This is a genomic window from Bacteroidales bacterium, assembly GCA_021648725.1.
Taxonomy (GTDB): Bacteria; Bacteroidota; Bacteroidia; order Bacteroidales; family JAADGE01; genus JAADGE01.
Genome location: JAKISF010000006.1, coordinates 90,889 through 116,426, shown reverse-complemented (window position 1 = coordinate 116,426; position 25,538 = coordinate 90,889). Strand labels below are relative to the sequence as shown.

21 protein-coding genes are annotated in these 25,538 nt (G+C 30.4%); 6 read left to right on the top strand and 15 right to left on the bottom strand.

The genetic code is table 11. The features are described 5' to 3' along the window. The first annotated feature begins 326 nt into the window (after positions 1-326). From L3J35_03995 to L3J35_03985, 3 genes are all read left to right on the top strand, one after another. Positions 327-2,003 (top strand): hypothetical protein, encoded by a 1,677-nt coding sequence (locus tag L3J35_03995; GenBank protein MCF6365344.1) that lies wholly within the window; start codon positions 327-329, stop codon positions 2,001-2,003. Positions 2,004-2,104: 101 nt separating this feature from the next. Continuing rightward, positions 2,105-4,072, top strand: coding sequence for a T9SS type A sorting domain-containing protein (locus L3J35_03990; GenBank protein MCF6365343.1), 1,968 nt, complete (start codon positions 2,105-2,107; stop codon positions 4,070-4,072). A gap of 72 nt (positions 4,073-4,144) precedes the next feature. Next, the gene (locus tag L3J35_03985; GenBank protein ID MCF6365342.1) at positions 4,145-4,648 is read left to right on the top strand and encodes a shikimate kinase; all 504 of its coding nucleotides are present in this window, start codon (positions 4,145-4,147) and stop codon (positions 4,646-4,648) included. Here the strand turns inward: L3J35_03985 and tilS are convergent. Beyond that, positions 4,628-5,953 carry a tRNA lysidine(34) synthetase TilS gene (gene tilS / locus L3J35_03980; protein ID MCF6365341.1) on the bottom strand — a complete coding sequence of 442 codons (1,326 nt, stop codon included), beginning with the start codon at positions 5,951-5,953 and terminating at the stop codon, positions 4,628-4,630. The genes L3J35_03985 and tilS overlap by 21 nt on opposite strands. Positions 5,954-6,031: 78 nt before the next feature. Next, positions 6,032-6,478 carry a helix-turn-helix domain-containing protein gene (locus tag L3J35_03975; GenBank protein MCF6365340.1) on the bottom strand — a complete coding sequence of 149 codons (447 nt, stop codon included), beginning with the start codon at positions 6,476-6,478 and terminating at the stop codon, positions 6,032-6,034. A gap of 674 nt (positions 6,479-7,152) precedes the next feature. On the opposite strand from L3J35_03975, the gene L3J35_03970 reads away from it, so the two are divergent. Beyond that, positions 7,153-7,614: a hypothetical protein gene (locus tag L3J35_03970; GenBank protein MCF6365339.1), complete on the top strand. Its 462-nt coding sequence runs from the start codon at positions 7,153-7,155 to the stop codon at positions 7,612-7,614. Positions 7,615-7,631: 17 nt separating this feature from the next. Here the strand turns inward: L3J35_03970 and ppk1 are convergent, their stop codons facing one another. From ppk1 to L3J35_03935, 7 genes are all read right to left on the bottom strand, one after another. Then, positions 7,632-9,710, bottom strand: a complete 2,079-nt coding sequence (gene ppk1, locus L3J35_03965) for a polyphosphate kinase 1 (GenBank protein ID MCF6365338.1) — start codon at positions 9,708-9,710, stop codon at positions 7,632-7,634. A gap of 28 nt (positions 9,711-9,738) precedes the next feature. After that, positions 9,739-11,733, bottom strand: coding sequence for a potassium channel family protein (locus L3J35_03960; GenBank protein ID MCF6365337.1), 1,995 nt, complete (start codon positions 11,731-11,733; stop codon positions 9,739-9,741). 32 nt (positions 11,734-11,765) lie between these two features. After that, positions 11,766-13,301, bottom strand: a complete 1,536-nt coding sequence (locus L3J35_03955) for a DUF1987 domain-containing protein (protein ID MCF6365336.1) — start codon at positions 13,299-13,301, stop codon at positions 11,766-11,768. Between the two features lie 120 nt (positions 13,302-13,421). Further along, positions 13,422-14,807 (bottom strand): DUF4384 domain-containing protein, encoded by a 1,386-nt coding sequence (locus L3J35_03950; protein ID MCF6365335.1) that lies wholly within the window; start codon positions 14,805-14,807, stop codon positions 13,422-13,424. Positions 14,808-14,849: 42 nt separating this feature from the next. After that, positions 14,850-15,356 carry a mechanosensitive ion channel family protein gene (locus L3J35_03945; protein MCF6365334.1) on the bottom strand — a complete coding sequence of 169 codons (507 nt, stop codon included), beginning with the start codon at positions 15,354-15,356 and terminating at the stop codon, positions 14,850-14,852. A gap of 57 nt (positions 15,357-15,413) precedes the next feature. Next, complete coding sequence (locus L3J35_03940) at positions 15,414-17,804, bottom strand: caspase family protein (GenBank protein ID MCF6365333.1); 2,391 nt, start codon at positions 17,802-17,804, stop codon at positions 15,414-15,416. Between the two features lie 201 nt (positions 17,805-18,005). After that, positions 18,006-18,758, bottom strand: coding sequence for a carboxypeptidase-like regulatory domain-containing protein (locus L3J35_03935; protein MCF6365332.1), 753 nt, complete (start codon positions 18,756-18,758; stop codon positions 18,006-18,008). Between the two features lie 251 nt (positions 18,759-19,009). Between L3J35_03935 and L3J35_03930 the strand changes: the two genes are divergently transcribed. Continuing rightward, complete coding sequence (locus L3J35_03930) at positions 19,010-19,837, top strand: hypothetical protein (protein ID MCF6365331.1); 828 nt, start codon at positions 19,010-19,012, stop codon at positions 19,835-19,837. A gap of 3 nt (positions 19,838-19,840) precedes the next feature. Continuing rightward, positions 19,841-20,857 (top strand): RluA family pseudouridine synthase, encoded by a 1,017-nt coding sequence (locus L3J35_03925; GenBank protein MCF6365330.1) that lies wholly within the window; start codon positions 19,841-19,843, stop codon positions 20,855-20,857. Between the two features lie 9 nt (positions 20,858-20,866). On the opposite strand, the gene L3J35_03920 is transcribed toward L3J35_03925, so the two are convergent. From L3J35_03920 to L3J35_03895, 6 genes are all read right to left on the bottom strand, one after another. Continuing rightward, the gene (locus L3J35_03920) at positions 20,867-23,233 is read right to left on the bottom strand and encodes a SpoIIE family protein phosphatase (protein MCF6365329.1); all 2,367 of its coding nucleotides are present in this window, start codon (positions 23,231-23,233) and stop codon (positions 20,867-20,869) included. Between the two features lie 54 nt (positions 23,234-23,287). Beyond that, the gene (locus tag L3J35_03915; GenBank protein ID MCF6365328.1) at positions 23,288-23,704 is read right to left on the bottom strand and encodes a bacteriohemerythrin; all 417 of its coding nucleotides are present in this window, start codon (positions 23,702-23,704) and stop codon (positions 23,288-23,290) included. 75 nt (positions 23,705-23,779) lie between these two features. Then, positions 23,780-24,187, bottom strand: coding sequence for a bacteriohemerythrin (locus L3J35_03910; GenBank protein ID MCF6365327.1), 408 nt, complete (start codon positions 24,185-24,187; stop codon positions 23,780-23,782). Between the two features lie 2 nt (positions 24,188-24,189). After that, entirely contained in the window at positions 24,190-24,600 is a 411-nt protein-coding gene (locus L3J35_03905; protein MCF6365326.1) for a bacteriohemerythrin, read from the bottom strand. A gap of 68 nt (positions 24,601-24,668) precedes the next feature. Next, positions 24,669-25,091, bottom strand: a complete 423-nt coding sequence (locus L3J35_03900; protein MCF6365325.1) for a bacteriohemerythrin — start codon at positions 25,089-25,091, stop codon at positions 24,669-24,671. A 13-nt stretch (positions 25,092-25,104) separates the two neighbouring features. Continuing rightward, on the bottom strand, positions 25,105-25,479 hold the full coding sequence (locus L3J35_03895) for a DUF1987 domain-containing protein (protein MCF6365324.1): 375 nt from the start codon (positions 25,477-25,479) through the stop codon (positions 25,105-25,107). Between the last annotated feature and the right edge of the window lie 59 nt (positions 25,480-25,538).

Sequence of the window (25,538 nt, the reverse complement as noted above, 5' to 3'; positions counted from 1 at the left end):
CAAAATTGTTTACAACACCCGGGAGCTTGTAAGACCTAATCGGAAAAACATTCGAAAACATCGGCAAAAGAAACCTTATTCTATGAATTACAAAAGGTTATGACAGATTATTAACTAAACGACATTGATTTATATATACTAATTGGTATAATTTTTTTTGTTAGTTTTATAGACCCGGGGTTCAATAAATTTGGACATATTTAAAAAACATATTATATTTGCAAAGCAGATATGTTTTATAACATATTTTTGCAGCCGCAAAAACACCAAACACCAAATAACTAATTAAATTAATTAAAAATTTAATGTTTAACTAAAATTTTATTATGAAATCTAAAACTCTTTCTCTGTTTAGTAAAATTATGATTATTGCGGTGTTCGGCTTATTAAATAACACAAATTTATTTGCTCAGGCGGTAAGTATTAATTCAACAGGAGCTGCACCGGATGCAAGTGCTATTTTGGATATTACTTCAACAAATTCAGGTATTCTTATACCTCGAATGACGGAAGCTCAGCGCGGAACAATTGATTTAACAGGTTCGCCTGTCGGTATTTTAGTATATCAAACCGACGGAGCCGTTCCGGGATTTTATTATTATAACGGAACAGATTGGCAAAATCTTTTCGGAGGCAGTGTTCCGGTTGTGCCCGGTAATACAGAATATTGGTTAAGACCGGCAGCAGATCCTACATATATCTACCCTGAAGGAAATGATATGATTAAAGTATATGATTCAGGGCAAACATACGGTATTTTTTATGACGGAGGTTTGAATCAATACGGTTTATACGGCAGAACAACAAATGTTACAGATCCGACAGCTGCCGTTGTGGGTTTTTCTGATGTTTTAGGCAATCAAACATACGGTTATCTTGGGTTTGACGGAACTTATGATTCCGGAACCGGTTTAACTCTAAACGGAACAGCAGTTTATGGCTGGGTTGAGGACGCAAACAGAACAGCAGGTTTTTTCAGAACAACCACTAATGCTACTGTTGCTGCATCAATAAATTATTCTGATGTTTGGATTGCATCTTTTAATCAGGTGGATAACACATCGAGTGTTTATAACCCTTCCGGAGGATATTATCAATTAGATAATACCGTAGATCCGTCCTCAGCTGTTTATCAAAGAGCTTTAATGACTTTATCTACTTCGTCATGTCCCGGAAATGTGGGTGTTACTAACGGCGGATATATTCAAGCTTTCGGCGGAAACCAAGATTCTTACGGCGTTGTAGGTGTCGGTTCTTCAACCGGTACAGGAATCGGTGTTTACGGAAACGGTTCTTGGGTCGGGGTATATAGTAGTTCCGGAGGGGCATTCAAAGGAAATAATTTTGGAATAGGATTGGTTTCTAAAGGAGATTTATACGGAGGTTTATTAAAAGGCAGTATATACGGAGTGCATATTTCAGGAACTGAGTATGCAGCTTATATTGACGGTATTCAGTATTCAAATAATATTATTGTACAATTAAATGATAATAAAAGCGGAACGAGGACAGCAACGTATGTTCCTGTTTCTGAAACAGTTGATATTATATTGAAAGGTAAAGGAGAATTGATTAACGGAAAATCAATTGTCAATTTTGATAAAAATATTGTTTCATTAGTTTCCGAAAAAGAGCCGATATATATAACCGTAACACCTACAAGTACAACACAAGGGATATATATAGCTTCAACAAAATCAACAGGATTTGAAGTGGTTGAAAATAATAACGGAAAATCTGATGCAACGTTTAATTGGATTGCAATAGCAACCAGAAAAGGTTATGAGAATATTGTGTTGGATAAAGCTGTTATTGATTCTGAATTTGATAATAATTTTGGAGGTGTTTACAGAGATATTCTGGATAAACAAAATCCGCCGACTGAAATTATGTGGAACGGAACGGAACTTAAATTTGGAGAAATACCAAAGTATATTAAGGTTGAAAAAAATAATTATATTGAGTCAAAATATAAAATTAAACAAAATTTTAATAAGAAATAGTCAATAATAAGTGGTCATCCGTCAAAAAAACTTGACAATTAAAAATAGATTGCTTATATTTAGTGAAATTTTTAATTTTGTGGATATCTAAACAAATAATTATGAAAACAAAACATCTATTAACAATTTTTATGATTTCCGCTTTCAGTTTAGGCATGTCTGCACAGGGCATTACTAATGACGGAGCCGTAATTACAATAACAACAGGAACACATTTTGTCATTCAAAACGGAAACTATTTGAATCAAACAAATACAACTGACGGTAGTATTGATCTTGACGGAACATTATATGTTGACGGAAATTTTACAAACAATGCCGCAAATAATGTATTTATTAACAGAGATACAGACGGAACAGTTGTTTTTAACGGAACAGGAACACAAACAATAACAACAAATGCTGCTGACATGTCAAATTTTGTTGATTTTGAAGCAGTTACAGTCAATCTGGGTTCAAATACAGATTTAGTCGCAGGCAGTGCCGCAACTATAAACGGTGTTTTAAATATTAACGGTGCTCTTACTTTAAAATCTCCTGTTGACAAAACTCCTTCCGGTTCTTTAATAACAGCTACGGGTGTGGGAAGCATTACCGGAACCGGAGATATAACCGTTGAGCGTTATTTTAAAGTAAACGGACAATGGCAATATGTTTCAAGCCCGATTATAGGTCAGCAAAGTGATATTTTTACAGAGAATACTTTTTCCGGAAATTTTAATCCTAACTTCTACACTTATAACGAAGCTTATGATGAGCCTACGAACCCTGTTGACATTGCATATTCAAATTATGATTACGGAGGCAGCTTTGGTTTTTGGCAAGCTTGGGAACAAGTTCAGGCAACAGTCGGAGTTCCTGTGACTATTAATACTGAGGATAACAACAGAACAGGGTATATTGTTTATAATGAGGGAGATATAAATGCAGTTTTTACTTCAACAAATCCGTCTGATTTAAACAATAATGCATCTTATGTTCCTACAATGCTGTTTACTGCAAATGACGGAAATTCTGATTATTATGACGGTTGGAATTTAGTAGGGAACCCTTACTCTTCGGCATTAAATTGGGATGCAATACACTTAGGAACTACTAATATTAATGATTGTGCATATATGTGGGACGGTGATTTAGGAAATTATGTATATTACAACGGCGGAAGCGGTTCTTCATATCAATTTACCGGGCAAACTTTGAACAGTACGTTAAATGGTACTATACCTTCAACGCAGTCATTTTTTGTAAAAGCAACAGCTGCCCCGACTTTTAGTATCCCGGCTTCGGCAAGAGTACATAATTCACTTTCAATGTATAAAGGAACAGAATCTTATGAATTTAATTTTGTAAGGTTGCAAGTAGAATTTAACGGAAAGACTGATGAAACAATTGTTCGTTTTTTTGATAGTGCAAACAGTAATTTTGACAATAATTTTGATTCTTATAAATTTTATGCTCAAACAGAGGGTTTACCTCAAATTTATTCAGTAATGTTTGACGGGCAAGAGATTCCTCTTTCATTTAATACATTACCTACAGATGCACTTTCCGAAGATATTATTGTGCCTATCGGACTTGTTGTGAAAGCTGACGGACAATACATTATTCGAGCAAATGAAATAAATGATGTTAATTTCGGAGGAACCATGCTTTTATATGATACAAAAGTATATAATGAAGCTTCAGGAATATTTGAAACTGTTGTTACAGATTTAGCTGATACTGAATATACATTTTCTGCTCAAAAAGGTGAATACAGAGACCGATTTTTCTTATTCGGCGGTCCTCAAAGCAGCGGGATTAATGATGATGAACAGCCAAATGCAGATTTAGAAACCTCTGTAAATGTTTGGTCAAGCGAAAACAATGTTTATATTACATTGAGTTCATACAATTTAATTGATGCAAACGTAAAAATATTTGATATGTTAGGCAGAACAGTTATTGACCAAAACTTAACGGGGGCTTATAATATTGTTAATGTTCCCGGAGCAAGCGGAACTTATTTTGTTAAATTAAAAACAAAAGACGGAAAAATAAGAACAGATAAAGTTTTTATTCAAAAATAAAAAAGTTTTCTTAATAATAATTATATTAACCCGTGAGATATTAACTCTTGCGGGTTTCTTTTTTTGAAAAAAATGAGAATAATTTTGACAGGTATGCCGGGAAGCGGTAAATCAACAATTGCATCAAGAATTGCTAGGCTTAAAGGTTTGCAATTTATTGATTCTGACTACTATATAGAGCAAAAGTATAATCTTACTATAGAAGAAATATTTAGAAAATTCAACGAAAACAGATTCAGAGAATTTGAATATTCGGCACTAAAAGAAATTATTAAAAATGATAACTTTATTTTAGCAACAGGAGGCGGAATGCCGTGTTATTTTGACAGTATTAATCTAATGAAAAATAGCGGTATAACTATTTATTTAAGAGCTTCTGTTCAAACTTTGATGCACAGAATAAAAGCAGATAATATAACCAGACCTTTGCTTAAAGATAAAACAGATAAAGAAATCTTTAAATATTTGAATGATACACTAAAAATAAGAGAGTTGTATTATTTACAGGCTGAATACATTGTAGATGCCGGGAAAACAACTGATGAGATTATTAAACTACCCTTGTTTGATTATTAAAACTCTTTTTGTTTTTTCGGTAATTTTATATCTGTCATCTGTTCTGTAACCTATAATCCATAAAATATCTTTACCGGAAACTAATAAGTAACATTCTTCCTTTTCAAATATATTTAATTTAATATCAGTAAAATAGTCACTTAGGGGCTTCTTACCTTTCATACCGAAAGGATAAAAGTAATCTCCTTTTTTTTTATTTCTGAGGATAAGCGGAAATTTAACTTTATCTGCATCAAAATATGCAATGTTTTTTTCTTTTAAGATATTAAATTGAGGAGTATTTGGCTGTATATCAATCTTTAAGGGGAGGGGAGAGCTAATGTGTTTTTTTACTGAATTAATTTGGTATTCTGTATTGTTATTTTTTGTATTCTTTTTAATTATTAGATGTGCTCTGTCTTTAATGAGCCTATAACTTTCTGAAATAAATATTTTTCCGCTTTGCATGGTATCTATATGCTTAAAAATATTAATTGTTTGTGCGGAATTAAAGCCGTAAGCAGTTAATATTTCAAATAATGAGCTTATGGGGGCATCTTCTCTTTTAAGCTGCTCTATGTTTAAAAAAATGAGATTATTACGATAAGAGATTATTTTGTTTGCAGCATTATGGACATAATTATTATAAATTTTTTCAAACTCTGAGAAAATATCAAAGTTTTTCAGCATAGTATCCGAAAAAGAGGGGTTTATTTCTTTTATTATCGGTATAACTTTGTGTCTTAATTTATTGCGAATGAACTTGGTATCATAATTACTTTTATCGGTTCTGTATTCAATTGAGTTTTTCTTACACCACAATTCAATTTCATTTTTTTTCGCAAAAAGGAGAGGTCTTACAATTTTATTATTTTTTTCTTTAATGCTGCGGATGCCTTTAATACCCGTTCCTGCAATCAGATTTATAAAAAAAGTTTCAATTTTATCATCTAAATGATGGGCTGTGGCAATATAATCAAGGCTTTCTTTTAGGCGAATTTCTTCAAACCAATTATAGCGTAATATTCTTGCTGCTTCTTCGATCGAGAAGTTATTACTGTCGGCAAATTCTTTAGTTTCAAAGCTTTTTGTGAATAGTTGAATTTTTAATTTTTCGGCTAATTTTTTAACAAACAATTCATCTGTATCAGATTCGTGTGCACGTAAGTTGAAGTTGCAATGTGCAAGTGTAATTTTATAATTTAATTTTTCTAATAAATGAGTAAGAGCAACAGAATCGCATCCGCCGCTCAATGCAATAAGAATTTTATCTTTTCTTGAGAATAGGTTCTGTGAATTAATATATTTTGCAACTTGTTTTTCCAATAATATATAATTGATTAAAAATCAAAAATAAACTTTTTAGAATTAATTTCGGCAGTTTAAAAGATAATTAAGAAAAAATTATTCCGGCAAATATTCAATAAATGTTTTATCAGAATATAAGATTACTATTTTTTTAATTATTTTCTCTTGTGAATTATCTTTCGGAGAAGGCATTATTTTTTCTTTTTTCATACTGTCATCAATGATTTTCTCAGAAATTGAGTTAATTTTCTCTTTTTTTTGCTTAACATTCTCAGTTTCAACCGCTTTATCATCTTTTTTAGAAAATAAGTCTCCCTGTATTTCTGTATATTTTGTATTTTTCATGCTCCCTTTACCGAATAGGAGCCAGTCTGTATTAATATAGCTGAAAGTTTCCAGTATTTTTTGAACAATCTCTAAACTCGGTTTATTTCGACCATTAATAATATGTGAAATTCCGGAACGCTCGACACCTAATAAATCGGCAAATTTACTGTAAGAGATATCTTCATTCTCAATTATCAATTTAATACGGTTTTTCATAAGTTACAAGTGTAATCAATGATAATATAAACAAAACCAAAAGGATATGTTACAACCGTAAACACACCTGAAAGTACATAATATAGTAATGTAATACGAATATATAATATTTTTTCTATACTACAAACAATTTTCTGACATTAGTGATGTAAACAGCTGCACGGAAGAGTTACGAATGTTAATTTTTGGTATGTTTACACATGTATTGCCGTGTGTGACAGCTGTAACTACGCTGCAATGCCTATATTAGTCGCTATTAAGTCTATTCAGATTATGTATGTAACTTGTTTATATAGGTAGTGACTTGTTCCGGATGGATTAAATATAACCATACAGCAAAAGATGCCGGTAATTTACATATTGATTAATTACATGATATAAACTATAAAAATAACTGATTAATAATTGTTTAAGTGTTATATGTTATTAATTTAATGTAGATTATAAGCAAATAATGCTTTATAGCTGAATTATTCCTTTATACTGTTTAAGTATAGTGCAGATATTAAGATTATTATGCGTAGTTTTAAATATTGTATTTTTAACATATTCGACGGTCTTTACTGTATAGTTACAAATGTAAACTATATGGTTGTTTGTTTTTCAGAATATATTTTATTGTTTTGCATAATAATTTATAACATTAATTAGTTATGTTAAATTAGCCTGGATTTTTGAAAAAAAAGATTTTCATATTATTAATAAGTTTACTGTTTTTTTACTCAGACGGTTTCGGACAGTTTGATGAAAGGAACAGAGTATTTAAATGTGCCCAATTTTTCGGAGACAGTATTATATTTTTAAATGATTTTGATATCTCGCAAGAAAAACGCAAAACTAAAGAAGATCCTAACGGAAAAGAATGGGAAGTTTATTTAATGAATGGTACTGAATACAGATTTGCTATATGTTGTGATTCTCAAAGAGATATCGTAATGAAGCTTTACAGTGATTCTGTCCCGGAAACTGCTCCTTTAAAAAGTACCTATATTAACGGGAAAAACATGAAATATTTTGACTTTTTATGTAATAAATCTGAGGTATATAAAGTATCTGTCAGGTTTAAAAAAGATAATGTAATTGGTAAAGAGTTAACAGCATTAGGAATTCTCGGTTTTATCAGAAAAGTTAAATAATTTTTTTACGTACTCATTTAAGTTGTCATTAAAGTCTTTTTTTGCAAATAAAGATATGTATCTATCTGAGCTCTGTACAACGGGCTGTTTTTCTTTATTTTTTTATTTATATTATTTATTTGATTGTCTAAAAATTTTGCTTTTGTATTATCTTTTAACTGAATTTGTAACAGCTCAATAATTTCATTTATTAATTCTTTATTACATACAGGAATAAGAGCTTCAACACGTCTTCTTAAATTTCTGGTAAGCAAATCTGATGATGAAATGTATACTTCCCAATTTCCGCTGTTATAAAAAGCATATATTCTGGAATGTTCAAGAAAACGGTCAACTATTCTTGTTATTTTAATGTTTTTACTGTAAGGCATACCCGGTCTTAATTTGCATATTCCCCTGACAATTAAATCTATATTGACATTTTCAGATGAAGCATCGTAAAGCATATCAATAATTTCCTTATCTCCTAAGCCATTCATTTTAAATATTAGATATGCTTTTTTTCCTTCTTTTGAGTTCTTAATTTCCCTGTTAATTTTCTCTTTAAACGCTTCAAGCATATTAAATCTGGGGACAAGTATTTTTTTGAAATTAAAATTATCAAGAGGAGTTTCTAAATAAAGGAAAAGTTTTCTCAAATCTTTAATAATTGCTTTGTCAGAAGTAAAATAGCCTTCGTCGGAGTATTGTGTTGCTGTTTTTTCATTAAAGTTTCCGGTACTTAAAAATGCGTATGCTCTGTTGTTATTTTTCTTTTTTGATTGTTTTCTTATTACTAATGCAGCTTTTACATGAACTTTTAATCCGGGAATTCCTGCAATTACATTTATTCCTGCAGCTTTCATTCTGTCTGCAAATTTGAAGTTTGTTTCTTCATCAAACCGAGCTTTAACTTCAACGAATACTGTTACATCTTTACCGTTACCGGCGGCAGCAATTAATGCATTAACGATTGCTGAATTTGTTGCAACCCGATACTGGGTAGTTTTAATTTCAATTACGTCAGGATCAACAGCTGCTTCGCTGAAGAATCTTAAAACATAATCGTAAGTATGGTAGGGAAAATGAAGCAAAAGATCATTTTCATCAACAGCATCAAGTATTGAATCATATTTCTCAAGAACAGGGTGTTTTAGCGATTTTAATGAATCTAATTCATATTTTGGCGATAACGGATTACTGAAAGTGAAAAAATCACTGAAATTCAAATATTTACCTACGGGAACAAAATCTTTTTCCGTTAAATTAAAAGCTAATTTTAAAACATCCAGTAAACTTTCAGGTATTGCTCGGTCGAAAGAGAATCTGGCGGGAAATCCTGTTTTTCTTTGTTTTAAACTTTTGCGAAGTTTGCCTAATAAATTTCCTGAGAATTCATCTTCGATCATTAAATCTGCATTTCTTGACAGTTTAATACTGTAGGAAGATAAAATTTCATAACCCGGAAAAATAGAAGTGAGATGTTGGCGAATCATATCTTCCAAAAAAATAAAAAAATAATTACCTTTATATTTAGGAAGTTGAATAAAGCGACCTAAAGTTCCTGAGGGAACTTGAATAACGGCATATCTCGGTCTTTTATGTTCAGGTCTGTTTTTTCGCATCATCTTTATTGCAAGATAGATTACATTATCTTTTAAAAAAGACATTACAGCTCCGGAACTAGACAGCAAGACCGGTTGAATTTCCGGAAATAATTCTTTTGAAAAATATTCTTTAATAAATTCTTCGTGAATTTCTTCAAGTTCCTGATTATCAAATATAGTTATTCCTATTTTTTCAAGTTCAGGTATTATTTGAGTATAAAATTCTTTTTCGTATTGAACTTGTTGTTTAAATACTTCTTTTTTTATGCTTTCTAATACTTTTTCAGGATTATAATCTAACGCTTTTCTGTTTTTTGAAGATAAATCTGTTAAACTTCTGTGGTATGCAACTCTTACTCTGTAAAATTCATCTAAATTTGAAGAATAAATGGCTAAAAACTTAATACGCTCAAAAATGGGCAAAGATCTGTCTTGAATTTGCTCTAGAACTAATTGATTAAATGACAGCCAACTGAGCTCTCTGTTGTAATATTTGCTTTCTGAATTCATTTATATTTAAATTAAAGAATTTAAAAAACTATCTTAATATTTTACGAACAAATGCAACTGTAAAATAAGACATTAAAAATAATCCGACAAAGCCTTCTATTGAAGATAACCAACGAGCAATTCCGTCAGGATAATAATCTCCGTAACCTATTGTAAGAAAAGTGATTGCACTATGGTAAAATGCTTTGCCCAACGGTGTTAATGTTCTCGGATCTCCGGGGTCAAAAAGTGATGAAACTATATGAATATCACCAAATTCGCCAAGTAAAACATAAAGAAATGTGAACAGAAGATAGGTTATAAACATAGTAAGTAAAACTCGTAAGGGATCAGTTGCAAATTTGCCCATTTTATCAAAAATCAACCATTTAAATGCAAATTTAATATACGCAACAAATTTTAAAGCCGGTTTGTTTCTTATGTCTTCCTTTAAATGGGTTATTGCTTCTGTTCTTTTAAATTCTACATAGGCTTCATCTTCGTATGAATATTGTCCGGTCAGATTGTAATTTTCTTTGAGTATTCTGAATTGTTCTTCTTTACTTTTATATGTTGTTTCTTGATTATAAATAAGTTCTTTTAAATTTGTTCTTCTCCAATCAATGTATATTCTTCCGAGTAATCTCATTCCCGAAAAATCTATTGCTTTAATTTCAGGGTCAAAGTCAGGAGGATTAATATCGACAATATCTTTTACTACGGTATGAGAAAGGTCAAGCATTTCACATTTTGATATTTGCAGGTCAAAATAGTTATCTAACTGGGAGCCTCTGAGTGATAAAGTTCTGAAAGTTGATTTATTAAATGAAATTTTACCGATTCCGAAATCAACATTAATAATTTCGACATCAGCATCGGCAAAGTTTGCTTCTTTGAAGTTAAATTCGCCTTTTCCGAATACGGAATCTTTAATAAGTAATTCACCTGATAATGTGCAGCCTTCAAAATTAATATCACCGTCTCCGAAATAAGTTTTATAAAAGCTGACTTTTCCGTCTCCGAAATTTGCTGCTTTTAAGTTGATTCCGCCGTTAATAAATTTTGTTCTGTCAAATTGAATTGTTCCGTTTCCGAATTCACAAAAATGGAAGTCAACTATACCGTGTCCGAAAACTGCTAATCTGAAAGATGTTGTTCCGTCTCCGAAATTTGCATTTTTAAAGTAAATATTTGCATCTCCGAAATTGGTATTGATAAAAGATTTTTTTCCTTTTCCGAATTCTGCACTTGTAAAACTGACTTTCCCGTTTTGAAAATCAGCTGATCTGAAAGAAACATCTCCGTTTCCGAATATTGTTTTGTCAAACGATGTTTCATCTTTTCCGAATTTTACACTTGTAAAATCAACTCTTCCTTTTCCGAATTGTGCAACTTTAAAAGAGTTTGCTCCCGAATTAAAACTTGTATCCGTGAACATAACGTCACCGTCATTAAAATCGACATTAATAAAAATCACTTTTCCGTTTTGAAATTCAATTCGTCTGAAATCTTTTATTCCTTCGGAAAATAAGGCATTTTTAAAGCTTACGTCTCCTTCGGAAAAAGATGTTTTGGAAAAGTTAACAGTTTCACATTTAAAGGCTGTATTACTGAAATCAACAGTTTCGGCAAAAAAACTAGATTCGGAGAAATTTAAGTTTTTACAGTTAAAACACGTATTGTTAAAATCAACATTTTTGCTTTCAAAAAGGATACCTGAAAAATCGATATCTGAGCCGGGGCTGTTAAAAAAAGTATTTGATGCTGAGAAATTTGACAGTATTATTTTTTGTCCGTGAATTTGTGATTTAAGAAAATCTAAATTGTAATTTTCTACAAAACAGTAGTCCAAACGTAATTCGCTGTTTTTTTCAATATATGATTTAATAAAATCAATATCGGCATAACCTAACTTTTCTTCTGAAATTAATTTATTTTCCGAAGAAAAGAATTTAATAACTGCTGTTTTTGGGTATGTAAATTCTTTGAATTTAAATTGAACATCAGCTATTTCAACTTTAAAATCAGTGAAATATCTATGCATGTTGACAACTGTTAAGTTAGTAAAAGACTTAATTATTCTTCATCAAAATCTTCATCAACAAGTTCAATAATTTCAACATCTAAGTCAATAAGTTCTTTAAATTTTTTACCGTCATTAAGCATGGAAATATCACCTGTATTGTAATACCACAGTACATTAACTTTGTTATTTTTTGAAATCTCTTCCAATATTAAAAGTATTTTAACTAACTGCCTGTCAGTAGCTGTATTGTAATAGTCAAACTCAAATGATACTTTAGTATGGTTTGCAGGTTTGTCTTTATAAATATTTAACCAGTCTATAACAGGTTTGTAGAAACTTACTGCATTTTCGGGTATTGATTTTCCTTTAAACCTGATTGTTCCGTCTTTAGGGTCAAGAAACATTTCAGGAGTATCGTCTTCTTCTTGAATAATGTATTGTTCCAATCCGTCTTTCATTTTGTTTATGTGAATTTTTAATGTGAAAAATGAAAATGTTTTGTCAATTTCGTAAAAATCAAATATGAACGGAGTTTTGCTTTTCATTTTAATATCAAGCAAGCCTAGTCCGGGGTTTTCATCTGATTCATTATCAAAATTAAGTAATGTTTCATTATAAGCTTCTGAAAGTTGTTCTTCTGTTGAGTTATTTACACGATATAATCGTTTATTGAATTCCTCTATCTTAGAGTTAAGGATATAGTTTCCTGAAGTAAAAACTAACTTATCATCTGTTTCTCTTATATAGAAAATTGCATGTTTTCCTTTAACACCGTTTAATACATATTCGTCTGCATGGTTAACAATGTTTTGGAGAATTTCAACCATTAAGTTAAAAACTTTCATTTTTAAAATAACGGTTCCTTGTAGTTGATATTCAGTTATCGAAAGCAAGTTTACCAAGGTTTCTTGTGTAAATGCACCAATAAAGTTTAGAAGTATGTTTTGTTCCTCAAGTATTTTATGTCTTTCAATAATTTGTTTTATGGAAGTTTTATCTTCTGTATCTGATTCAATCCCCGTATCTATAATTTTTGTGTGCATGTAAAAAAAAGAGAAATCATCATTAACTTTTTCAAACTCATATATTAATTTTGTTCCTGATTTTCTTGCTATTTCAATTAATCCCAGCCCTGCACCGCCTTTGTCTGAAAATTCTCCTTCATCTAAGATTTCCAGTGAATATTTTTTCAGCTCTTCTTTGTTAAGTTGATTAATTTTATCTATTTGTTTTTGAATTATTTTCTTATGTGAAGTTCTGATTAAGTTACCGGTTGTAATATAGTATCCGTCAAGTTTATATTGCACAACAAATAAGCCCGGATATCCGACAAGCTCATCACAATCATCAGAACTTTGGTGTCTTGTAATGTTTTGTAAACCTTCAACAATAATAAAAAATACTCTTTTTCTGATCTTTTTTTCTACATTATCATTTTGTAGGTTAGATTCTGTTAAAGAAAGTATAGTATCTGTTATTTTTGTTGTAAAACTTCCCCTGTAGGTGTACTCCATAGTACTTCCTTGCATACTTTCAAATAAATTGAAAGCTAAATTGTTTTTTTTTCCTTGAAGGGATAAATTCATTGTAAGACTTAATAATCAAATATTCAATTAACAAAAGTACAAATATTTATTTTAAAAATAAAACATTTGTACTTTAAACAGCTTTTTTGTAATTATGTTAAATCATTGATTATTTTATGCTTACTTAATGTGTTCAGTTTCTGTTATTAGTGCAACAACGCTTTTTTTACTGTTTTTTACATCAAATGATATATTTCCCTGATGAAATGATATATTTGCCTTATTAACAAGTTTGTCTTGCAAAACAGAATTTAACCTGATGGTAAAAGAACCTGTTTTTTGTTCAATTTGCCTTTTAATATCTTCAATATTCAATCTTTTTTTAGAATACAGAACACATAAATAATCTTTTCCTGTTGTATTATCTGTTTGAATATAATGATCTTCATCAGGGATTGCTACCCTATTGTTGGCATAATTCAATGCGGGAGAGATTCCGGGTTTATGCGGAAAGATAGTAAATGTTTTTCCTGTTGCGTCAAATCCGAAAGCGTAAACAAATGCAGGTTCTGAGTTAGAAAGGTATAATCTGAATTTTGTACCGGAACGGTAAGCTTTGTTTATTTTATATATTCCGTCAGAATGTGTAGCAACACTTGTTGTTCCGTCAGATTTAACAAATTTAACACTTCCCGAAAAATTGTAGCTTTCATCTTTTTTTATTGATTTGAATTTAATCATTTCATAGGCATATTTTACAAAATCATGAAAATCGTTATACGGAATCCAGATATAACCTTCATTTCCCCATTTTGTTCCCCAACTGTTCATAACTTCGAAAGCTCCGCCGCTTTTATTGTCGTCATATCCTATTACACACATAGCATGACCTCCGTATGTTAAACTGCTGCTTTCGGTCGGATTCCAAACATCTTTTGCAGAATTGAATGATTTTGGTGTATTCATACCGATAATAACAGGATTATTTTCAGATAAACTTTTTTTAACTGCTTTGATTTTAAAGTCTTTTGAATCAAACATTCCGAAGATTTTTGCATAATCCGTTATTTTATAAGCTGATGCTTTTGAAAATACTGTCGGAGAAATATATGTGGGGCAATTTATTTCACTCATATCGGTATATTTACATACCCCTTTTGTTTTCATAATGTCTAAAGCATCTTTTAATGATGAGCCTAATTTACAATAAGTATCTGTTGGTGTTTTTATTTGTTTATACACAAAGCCTGGTGAAAAAGTATTTGATGTTGATGATACTTTGTCTGTTCTGTTTTTACTTATTGACTCAAGTATTGTCATTCCGGCATAAGCTGTTGACCAACCTACACATGTTCCGTATTGTCCTTGACTTTTAGGTATGGGAGTATATTTTTTTAATGAATATGATTCGGGAAGTGTTGAGTAAAGACTTCTTGTAAGAACTGCTTTTTTCTTTACTGTTTCGTATTGTGCATCATTAAAGTTCAGACCTGTTCCGAAGTCTTGTGAAACACCTAAATTAAAAAGAAATAATATACTGATTATACTTAGAAATATTTTTTTCATGTGAATGTTTTTAAATGTATTTTTCATAAAAGAATTATTATTTTATGCTTTCTGTGATAATATTTTAATACTTTTTTGCAAAATTAAAGAAGTTGGTATTGTTACTTTCTCATTGTCCTCGGTTTTAATAATTATAAAAAAGATCCCGATATCCATAATTTCTCCCTTTAAAGGGGCTTCTTTATCTAAGATTTCTATTTTGTCGCCAATCCTGGCGGGATGGTTTACAAATAAGATTACACTTGCTGTAATGTTTGATAATATAGACCATTGTGCAAACAAAGCAATACCAAGTATTGTCAATAATGAAGAAACGAAAAGAACTAACTCACCTTGGTCTATTCCCCAAATAAGAAAAATAATTATTGTCGTTAACAGGAACAATAATATATTAATACTTTTTTTAATAGTTTTAAACCTGAGTTTTTTAAGGTTTAATTTTTTGAAAATCTTAGCCAATAAAAAAGATATTAAAGTTTTTACTACAAATAATATGATAATAACGGCTAATGTTTCTATTATTTCAATATAATAGTTTTCAATTTTCATCTCTCAAAGTTGGTAATAATGTGATTTGTAGCAATATACAAGATTCACATAATGGGTTTATTTTTTAAAATAAAAATCTCCGAAAATTGACGAATTTTCCCAAGTTAATTGTTGTTCGTTTGATATTTTATAAACACTGCCCCTAACTTGTTTGAAAACGTCTTCAATTTTTAACCCGGGTTGCCTTAGGGCTTTTACGAGTTCTTGCGTATATAATCCGTTATCGCCGGCTCCGTCGGAAGCAACTGAACCCGGAGCAGTTGCAAATGCAATATAAGTTCCTTTCGGGGCATTAACAGAAGCATAGCCGTTACCTCCTCCTGACCTGAAACTTCTTGCAAACGGATTATTTCTGCAAGCATCAAGAATAACAATATTTAAATCATTTCCTGCATAATCCATTTCACCCAGAACTCTTTTAAGGTTAACAGATTCAAGTTCAACATCTTGCTCTTTATTAATTACTGCACTTGTTGGTACAATATAATTTTCACCGTTTAATTGTAATCCGTGACCTGCATAATAAAATAAACCTACACCTTTTTGAGATGCCAACTTGTTACCGAATTCTCTTATTTTTGTTTTCATTTCATTTTGGCTTAAGTTTGTGTAACTCATAACCTCAAATCCTAAATTTCTAAGTTCCTCAGCAATTACTTTTGCATCATTTGTAGGGTTTTTAAGAGGCGACATAGTATAATCACCGTTTCCTATAACCAATGCTAAACGTTTTTGGTCAGTTGTAACAACTTTTGATTTCATTTTAATTATTCTTGCATCAGAAGTAACTTCACCGGCTGTATTTGTTACTTTAACTGTTATAGTATTTGTTCCTTCTTCTAATGGTATGCTACGTTCGATTGTATAGTCGCAGTTAGCATTAACAACTGTATAGCCTCTTGTTGCATTGTTTACTTTAATATTTCCGTTAACATAAAACTGTACATTTTCAAGTTCGCCTTTTGATTTAATACAAACTTTTGCGTTAATGCTCTTTTGATCTGTTGAAGTTGAGGAATATTCGGGTGTTATCCATGATATTTCAGGAACAGAAATGTTTTTTTGTCCTGAGCCTTTATATTTGTTGTTTTCCCATAAACCGGACTCAGTTGTTCCGTCAGGATAAAACATTGTTCCTATGCCATTGTATGCTCCGTTTGCCCATCCTCCTACATATTTTCTTCCTGTTGTAAAAGTAAATGTTCCTTGTCCGTGATATGTTCCTTTTGCAAACTCGCCTTCATAAGTTTCACCTGTAGCAAAAGTATATGTTCCTCTGCCGCTGTATGTTCCGTTACTGAATGTTCCTATGTATTTATCTCCGCTTTCCAAAACATAAGTTCCGAATCCTGAGTTGCAATTTCCGGAGATACATCCTGTTCTGCTTATATTACTTTTTCTTACCAGTTTATCATATTCCCATACTCCTGTTTCAGAAGTTCCGTCAGCATAGTACATTGTTCCTTCTCCGTGGAAGTAGTTATCTTTTAATTCTCCGACATATTTTTGCCCGCTTCTGTATTCAAAAGTTCCGTTTCCGGTCATTTTTCCCATTACGTAATCGCCGATATAACTTTTGTATTTAGATTCCGGATGATAATAATAAGTTCCGTATCCGTCTTTTTTATCGTATATCCAGTTACCGATATATTTTGAACCGTTTGAGAAATAATTCGTACCGTATCCGTATCTTTTTCCTATATTATCAGAATTATCATATTTCCAATACCCTTCGTATCTTTCGCCTGATTCCCACGTGTAAATTCCATATCCGTTACTACAATCTCCCGAAATACAACCGTAGCTGTTTGAACCTGTTCCGGTATATCGGTCGTTTTCCCATAAACCCGCCTTTGTAGTTCCGTCAACATAATAATTTGTTCCGTATCCGTTTCTTAAATCATTTGCCCATTCGCCTTCATATCTTTCACCATTTGAGAAATAATTTGTTCCTTGCCCTTTTCTTTTATCACTAACCCAACTACCGGTATATTTTTCACCGTTTGTCCACACATAAGTTCCGAAACCGTCAACACAATCTCCGAAAATACACCCGGTTACTTCTCCGATAGTACCTTCGTATTTTCCGTTTTTCCAAACACCGACAGTAACATTTCCTGCTGTATTATAGTAAGAGCCTTCTCCGTGTTGATTATCATTCATCCACTGACCTGTATGTTTTTCACCACTTGCCCAAGTGTATGTACCTGTTCCCCAGCGAGAGCTTTTTTTAAATTCTCCGACGTATTTACTCCCGGAACTAAATGAAAAAGTTCCGTTTCCTTCTTGTTCTCCGTTTATCCAATTACCTATATATTCATCACCGTTTTCCCAAACATATTTTCCGTATCCGTTATCACAATCTCCATAAACACAACCTGTTGATTGGCTATATGAGAATGCTGCAAATGAGAGTATAAATAAAAAAATAAGTGTTGTTTTTTTCATCTTTGTTGTATTTTAAGTTAAATATTTATATCAAAAGTATAAAAATATGAAAAAAAATTATATTCGTTACTTTCATACAGTTATTTTTTGTAAAGTTATTGCTTTAAATAACTTTACAGAATACGATATTTGCTGTATTTTGTAATTATTTCAGGAAAAGTTGCTTGCGAATATTGAACTTTAAGCTTTGGTTTTATATTTTTAACGATGCCTTATTTTAAAATATCTGTCAAACTGTTGGTTAATTTTAACAATTAAATCATATTCGTTTGTTTCTAAAAGAAATTTTCTGTTAAAGTTGCAGAAACGCATAAACCTTATAGTTTCGGATTTATTTAAGCCGGTAAGTTCCGAAACTAATTCGGGGTTATATTTTTTTTCAATAATCTTATTTTCTATTTCTTTAAGTTCAAGCTCTTTAACTTTTATTTTTTGTTTGTCGCTTTTTGTTTTGTAGTTAATGGGTATACCTATTGCCGTTGATGCTGTCAGCAAAGCTAATTCTTTCGGGTCAATTAAACTGTAAAACCATTTTTCTATTCTTTCTTTTGTTTCTTGTTTTTCTATTTCTGTATGCAAAAATTCAAATTCAAAATCTTTCCATCTTGCTTCATAAATATCGACATTTGCAATATGATATGTTCTTTCTTTTAATTTGATTATATATATTTTTGAAGAATTAATATCAGAATCGTTCAGTGAAAAGTATTGTTTTTCAAAACCGAGAGCATTAATTCGCAAAATATCATCGGAAAGCATTGTTACATGAAAATAACCGAGAGAATCACAAGGTGTTCTTTTTCCTTTTTTTAGGTTTATTACAGTAGCATAATGAATCGGAGAATTGTCTTTCTCCGAAATAACCTGTCCTGTAATTTCAACAATTCTGTTCAGTTGTGAAAATGAATAAAATGTTACAATCAGAAAACTAATAATAATAATAATCTTTTTCAATTTATTTTTTTAACTTTTTTAGAACACCAAATTTATAAAATTGCTTCTAATGAAAAAACTATTTTTTGTAAAATGAAGAAACCACTTTTATTTAAGAAGTATTGCAAATAACTATTTGTTAACAAACTTTATTTAAATTTGCATATTTTCAAAGTTAAAACGCTTAATATGTAGGTTTTGTTACAAGGCGTTATTTAGAAAAACACACGAAAGGTATAATTTATTTCGTTATGAGTAAAAATAAATTTAAAATGAGAACTTATTTAAAGATTTACTTAGCTCTTTTTTTTGTAATTACAGGATGTTTTAATTCTTACTCACAAGAGAAAGATGAAGAGTTAATAAAGATAGAGGTATTATTTGATAAGTTATTCTTTGCAAAAAGTGATTCTGTAAAATTAGCTGTTAATGAATCAATTATAAATGAATTACAAGACTATGCAGAAGAAAAAAAAGATTTAATAAGAGATTTAAAAGATATAAAAAATCTGTCTGTTATTAAATCTGATGACGGATATATTTATATTTTAACATGGGCAATGCAATTATCAAATAAAGATATGCAATATTTCGGTTTTATTAAGTACTTTAATGTAAACAGAGGAAAATATGCAGTTGAAAAGATTATTGATAACAATATTTCTGATGATGATTTAAAAAATAAAAAGATTTATTCTGAAAATTGGTACGGGGCTTTATATTATAAAATTATTACTGTGAAATATAAACGGAAAAGACATTATGTTTTATTAGCATGGGACGGCAATAATGATTTAATCAATAAAAAAATAATTGAAACATTATATTTGGAGGATGATGAAATACCTGTTTTCGGAAAAAATATAATTAATTATAATGGACAGTTAATTCCGAGGTTAATTTTCAAATACGGAGAGCGTGTAAGTATGCAATTAACTTATGACGAAAAAAACAAACGAATTGTATGGGATCATTTATCTCCCTCAAAGCAAGAGCTTAAAGGGCAATATGAATATTACGGACCTGATTTAACATTTGATGCCTTATTTTTTGATAAAGGAATTTGGCAGTATTCATCTGATATTGATTTGAGCAAATAAATTATGGAAGAAAATAAGGAAAAAAAATACGAACTCTATAAATTTATTGCGGATAAAGGTCAGAAACCGTTAAGGATTGATAAATTTTTAGTTGACAGAATTGAGAATATATCAAGAACTAAGATTCAAAAAGCTGCGGAACAAGGATATTTAATTGTAAATGATACTGAGGTTAAGTCAAATTATAAAGTTAAGCCGGGAGATATTATTCAGTTAATGACTTTTTATAAACCTGAAAAAATAGAAATTATTCCTGAAAATATTCCTATTGAAATAATATTTGAAGATGAATATTTTTTAATCATAAATAAACCTGTGGGTTTGGTTGTGCATCCGGCATACGGTAACGAGTCGGGGACATTGGTTAATGCACTAATGTATTATTTAAAAGATTTGCCGATGTTTAAAACAGGAGAAATAAGAGCAGGCTTAGTTCACAGATTAGACAAAAATACATCCGGTGTTATGGTTATTGCAAAAGATGACCAAACTTTATCCGAAATTTCAAAGCAGTTTTATAATCGTATTCCCGAAAAGAAATATATTGCAATGGTTTGGGGAGCTCCGAAACAGCAAGAAGGAACAATAACAGGGCATATCGGAAGAAGTTTAAAGGACAGAAAAAAAATGAATGTATTTCCCGGCGGAGAATTCGGAAAACATGCTGTTACACATTACAAAGTTATAAAAGATTTAAGTTATGTAAGTTTGACAGAATGTGTTCTTGAAACAGGCAGAACGCATCAAATTCGTGCACACATGAAATATTTAGGTCATCCTATTTTCGGCGATGTTGAATACGGCGGTGCAGAAATTTTAAGAGGGACTCGTTATACAAAATACAAGCAATTTGTTCAGAATTGCTTTAAAATTATGCCGGCACAAGCACTTCATGCAGCTTCATTGGAATTTAACCATCCCGTAACAAATGAGCGAGTTATATTTGAAGCCGAACTTCCGAAAAACTTTAAAGAGCTAATAAATAAATGGGAACAATACCTTATTAATCGTATTGTATAAGACTATTTTTTATCCGATTTCAATAAAATCCGAATTTTCAATATCATTTTCCCATTTGATTCCCATTAAAGTTATATCATCAACTTGCGGTTGATTTCCCATCCATTTTTGCATTATTTTTTCAACAAATATTTTTTGTTTCGACATCGGGTATTTATGAATTTCAAACAGTAACTCCTTAAATTGCCTTTTTGAAAACTTCCTTTCGTGTTCACCACCGAGCTGGTCGGGATAACCGTCAGAAAATAAATAGATTACGTCATCTTTTTGAAGTTTAATTTCTTTTGTTTCAAATTCTTTTTCAACAGGATAATAACCTATAGGGTTTCTTGTTGCTTTATATTCAATTAACTCTTCATTTCGGAAAATAAACATGGGACTGAAAGCACCTGAAAATTGCATAACATTAGTTTTTAGGTTGATTGCACATAATGCAATGTCTAATCCGTTTTTATTTTTTATACTTTTCCCGTATGACTTAAATGTTCGTTTTATTCTTTCTCTTAATTCCATTAAACCTTCACCGGTATTTTCTGCCGTATTTCTGTCAATAATATCATCTAAAAAAGTAATACCCAACATTGTAATTAATGCTCCGGGAACACCGTGCCCTGTGCAATCAGCAACACCTAATATTAAATAGTCATTAATTTTATTTGCATAATAAAAATCGCCTCCGATTGTTTCTTTCGGTTTGTAATATATGAAAAATTCTCCCCTAATTAACTCATTCATAGTTTCATCAGTAGGAAAAAGTGAGTCTTGAATGTATTTTGAATAGTTAATAGAATCACTTAATTGTTTTAATGAACTTTCCGATTTTTCTTTTAAAATTTCAACTTCTTTTGAGTACCGTTCAATTTCAATACGCCTTTGATCAACTTCTAAAGTTTGGGCAAATAGTTTTTGATTTAGTTTATCTTGTTCTTTCTTCTGCTCTTCAATTTGTTTTAAATATTGTTCAACTTCTATGTTTCTTTGCTCAACTTCCAGTTTTTGAGCGAATAATTTTTGATTTAGTGCTTCTTGCTCTTTTGTTTGTTTTTCAAGTTGTTCTGCGTATTGTTTTGCTTCTGAATTTCTTTGTTCAACTTCTAATTTTTGGGCAAATAATTTTTGATTTAATGCTTCTTGTTCTTTATTACTTTTTTCAATCTTTTCGGCATATTGTTGAATTTCTGAATTTCTTTGTTCAACTTCCAGTTTTTGAGCAAATAATTTTTGATTTAATGCTTCTTGTTCTTTTGCTTTTTCTTCAAGTTCTTTGGCATATTGTTGAGTTTCTGAATTTCTTTGTTCAACCTCTAAGCTCTGAGCAAATAACTTTTGATTAAGCGCCTCTTGCTCTTTTGCTTGCTTTTCTAATTTTTCGGCATAAAGCTTTGCTTCAACATTTCGCTGTTCAACTTCTAACTTTTGAGCAAAAAGTTGTTGATTAAGTTTTTCTTGCTCTTTCGACTGATTTTCAAGCTGTTTTGCATACTCTTCGGATTGTTTATTTTTTTCTTCAACTTTTTTCTTTTGGGCTAAAATCATTTGATTTAAGCTTTCTCGTTCACTTCTTTGCTGTTCTAATTGAACTGAGTATTTTCTAATTGCCTTGTTCTTCTCCTCAAGTTCCTTCATTTGGAGAGCTAATTCATTTTTAGCTTTTAATATTTCGGCTTGTGTTTTTTTTCTGTTTATTACAGAAGCAAGAGTATCACAGACTGTTTCTAAGAATTTTACTTCAAAATCTGTTTTATTGTGATTGTGTTCAGTATAAATATTTAAAACTCCGAGAACTTCATCATTCATTATAACGGGAAGGTTATAATGCCCGTGTTCCTGCATATTTTTAAATGTTATTGTATGTTCTGAATTAATGTGATTGCAGTATTGCATTTTCTTTTCTGATAATGCAAGTCCGCACAGGCATTCTCCGGGTTTTATAAGTTTACATCTTTCGGCAACTTCTCCGAGCCCTTTTTCTGCAATCATATCCAGATTTCCTTCATTATTTTTAAGAAAAATTGAACCTTTTGAAAGAACACTTAACCAAGGTAATGATAAAAGTTTTTCGAGGGCATCTTGCAGAAACTGCTCTAAACTTCTTTCTGTTCCAGTAACATTTCTTAAAATATTTGCTAAAGCTGCTTGTGAACGAATTAGTTCAGTAGATTCTTCCAGCTTTTTTTTAGCATTTTCTGCTTCTGTTTTTTCATTTTCAGCAATTAAGAGTGCCTTTTTAATTTTCCTGTTCTTCTTTTTATTTACTAATAATGAGATAATTATAAAAAACAATATAAGTATTCCTACAATTATTCCTAAATAATAAATATTATTACCTTCGGTAAAAAATGAACTTTTAAAAAAAGATGTTATTTTGTCTGTCATCTGTATGTTTTAAATAGTGTCTGATTTTTTATGGTATTAAAAAAGACGAAATTTTTATATCTTTATATTATTTTCTTTGAAAAAATTGCTGTATGAAACATCAGAACCTTGAATATGCTCAATAAGCCAAGATTTGAGATAGCTGATGCATTCGTAATGAACATTTTCATCATTATTTTTTAACTTTATTTTCCAATTATTAACTTGTTCGATGAAACTGTTATGCCCTGAAACGTGATTTTCTTTCCCGGGATAATTATATTTATCGAAAAGTTCTTCCTCTGTTTTAAAATGATAAATTGTGTATTCTGTTAATTCATTAATTACTGTAGGAATAAGTTCTTCTGCTTTTCCTTCTGAAAATGAACTGAACAGCTTGTTGATTATGTCTGTTAACTTTTTATGTTGTTTGTCAATTAAATCAATTCCGAGAGAATATGATTTGTCCCATTTAATAAGAATTTTACTCATAATATTTTTTTAAAAGAAAAGATTAAACACAATTTCATAGTATTTAATCTTTAAGAGGTTAGTATTTAATTATTATTATGATTTACCTGCTAAAAAATCAGAGTACTTCATGTCTTCGACGAGAATGTGATTTGTCCACCAATTTTTTAAATATTCAATAAGTTTATAATGAGTTCCTTCATCTTTTTTATGAAGAATTGATTTTAATTCATCTGTTTTGTTTCTGAACTCTTGATGCAAAGCTTCATGGTCTTCTTTTTCAGGGTAATTGTATTTAAAAAGTAATTTTTCTTCTGAATTAAGATGAAAATTAGCATAATCAATCATTTCAGTTAAAATGTCGGATAAAATACTTTGTGCATTTCCTTCTTTGAATGATTTGAACAGTTTATTGATAATTTCTATCAGTTTTTTATGTTGTTCATCCATTTCTGAGTTTCCGACAGAATATGAATCGTTCCAATTAATAAGATTTTCTGACATAGTTATTGAGTTTTAATGTGTGGTAAATAATTTTTGTCAGTTCCCATTATATGCTCAAGCAACCAATCTCGCAAGAAGGTCATCAGATCATAAGTAGTTGTCATATTTCCGTCTTTAACTTCTTGGTGATATTTTTTTAATTTATCAACAAATTCTTTGTGCGTTTTAATGTGTTGCTCTGTTTCAGGATATGTTGAGTTTTTGAATATTTCTTCTTCTGCAGTAAAATGAAATACGGTGTAATTTACAAGCTCACCTATAATGCCTCCGATTTTTTCATGGGCTTGAGCTGTTGCAAATGCATTATAAAAATCGTTAATAATATCAACTAATTTCATGTGCTGTTCATCAATTTCTTTATGACCTAATTCATAGGTCGAGTTCCATCTTATTAATACTTTTTTTTCTTCCATAATGTATATTTAAATATTTTTATCTTTTATGTATTGTGTAATATAATAATTCTGTTGTTTAACAATTATTACAGTTCTAATTTAATTCCTTTTTCTGAGAAAAACTTAGCGAATTTTTTATCTTCTTTTAATATGTGGTCTATTAACCATTGTCTTAAAAAGTTCATGATATCGTATGAAACAGTAATTTGCCCGCTTTCAAGACCTTCTTTAAGTTCAACGGCTTTATTAACAAATGATGCATGAATATTTTTGTGTTCTTGCGTTTCCGGATAATTATATTCGTCAAAGAAATTTTCTTCTGTTTTAAAGTGATAATCTGTGTATTTTATCATTTCTTCAACAATAACCTGAGCTTTTTCTTGTGCTTCTCCTAAAATAAATGAAGAATATAGTTCATTTATCATATCGACTAATTTTTTATGTTGCTCATCTATTAAGTCGTATCCTACTGAATAATATTCGTCCCAATTAATTAATATTTTACTCATGCTTAGTGTTTATTTACTTTGAAATTTCTTTTAGCTCAAAAGGGATATTAAATAATTCTGTTATGTCTTCTGCACTTTCTTTGTTATCTTCATCATCTTTGTCAAAATACCATGTAACTTTTATATTTTTACCTTCTTTATTAAAATGCATAAATTTAGCCATCATATTTAGTACATATTTATAGGTAACACTATTAAAAACAGAGAAGTTAAATTCACAATTCAATTCACAATTTAATTTAGGCAATTCTGTTTCAATCCAATTCATTATCGGTTGATAGAAACTATCCGTTTCATCTGAAAAAGATAAACCTTTGATTTGAAAGATACAGTCTTCTATTGAAAGTTGCACAAAGGGTGTTGATTTTGTTTCTTTAATATACATCATTTTAGTTAGTTCTGTTTATTTATTCTAACAGCATTATTTTTTAAATTACAATATTAATA

What these genes read in the sequence shown, in the direction of transcription:
- L3J35_03995 (MCF6365344.1), top strand. Translation starts at nt 327, where the DNA reads ATGAAATCTAAAACTCTTTCTCTGTTTAGTAAAATTATGATTATTGCG.
- L3J35_03990 (MCF6365343.1), top strand. Translation starts at nt 2,105, where the DNA reads ATGAAAACAAAACATCTATTAACAATTTTTATGATTTCCGCTTTCAGT.
- L3J35_03985 (MCF6365342.1), top strand. Translation starts at nt 4,145, where the DNA reads ATGAGAATAATTTTGACAGGTATGCCGGGAAGCGGTAAATCAACAATT.
- L3J35_03975 (MCF6365340.1), bottom strand. Translation starts at nt 6,478, where the DNA reads ATGAAAAACCGTATTAAATTGATAATTGAGAATGAAGATATCTCTTAC.
- ppk1 (MCF6365338.1), bottom strand. Translation starts at nt 9,710, where the DNA reads ATGAATTCAGAAAGCAAATATTACAACAGAGAGCTCAGTTGGCTGTCA.
- L3J35_03960 (MCF6365337.1), bottom strand. Translation starts at nt 11,733, where the DNA reads ATGCATAGATATTTCACTGATTTTAAAGTTGAAATAGCTGATGTTCAA.
- L3J35_03955 (MCF6365336.1), bottom strand. Translation starts at nt 13,301, where the DNA reads ATGAATTTATCCCTTCAAGGAAAAAAAAACAATTTAGCTTTCAATTTA.
- L3J35_03950 (MCF6365335.1), bottom strand. Translation starts at nt 14,807, where the DNA reads ATGAAAAAAATATTTCTAAGTATAATCAGTATATTATTTCTTTTTAAT.
- L3J35_03945 (MCF6365334.1), bottom strand. Translation starts at nt 15,356, where the DNA reads ATGAAAATTGAAAACTATTATATTGAAATAATAGAAACATTAGCCGTT.
- L3J35_03940 (MCF6365333.1), bottom strand. Translation starts at nt 17,804, where the DNA reads ATGAAAAAAACAACACTTATTTTTTTATTTATACTCTCATTTGCAGCA.
- L3J35_03930 (MCF6365331.1), top strand. Translation starts at nt 19,010, where the DNA reads ATGAGAACTTATTTAAAGATTTACTTAGCTCTTTTTTTTGTAATTACA.
- L3J35_03925 (MCF6365330.1), top strand. Translation starts at nt 19,841, where the DNA reads ATGGAAGAAAATAAGGAAAAAAAATACGAACTCTATAAATTTATTGCG.
- L3J35_03920 (MCF6365329.1), bottom strand. Translation starts at nt 23,233, where the DNA reads ATGACAGACAAAATAACATCTTTTTTTAAAAGTTCATTTTTTACCGAA.
- L3J35_03915 (MCF6365328.1), bottom strand. Translation starts at nt 23,704, where the DNA reads ATGAGTAAAATTCTTATTAAATGGGACAAATCATATTCTCTCGGAATT.
- L3J35_03910 (MCF6365327.1), bottom strand. Translation starts at nt 24,187, where the DNA reads ATGTCAGAAAATCTTATTAATTGGAACGATTCATATTCTGTCGGAAAC.
- L3J35_03905 (MCF6365326.1), bottom strand. Translation starts at nt 24,600, where the DNA reads ATGGAAGAAAAAAAAGTATTAATAAGATGGAACTCGACCTATGAATTA.
- L3J35_03900 (MCF6365325.1), bottom strand. Translation starts at nt 25,091, where the DNA reads ATGAGTAAAATATTAATTAATTGGGACGAATATTATTCAGTAGGATAC.
- L3J35_03895 (MCF6365324.1), bottom strand. Translation starts at nt 25,479, where the DNA reads ATGATGTATATTAAAGAAACAAAATCAACACCCTTTGTGCAACTTTCA.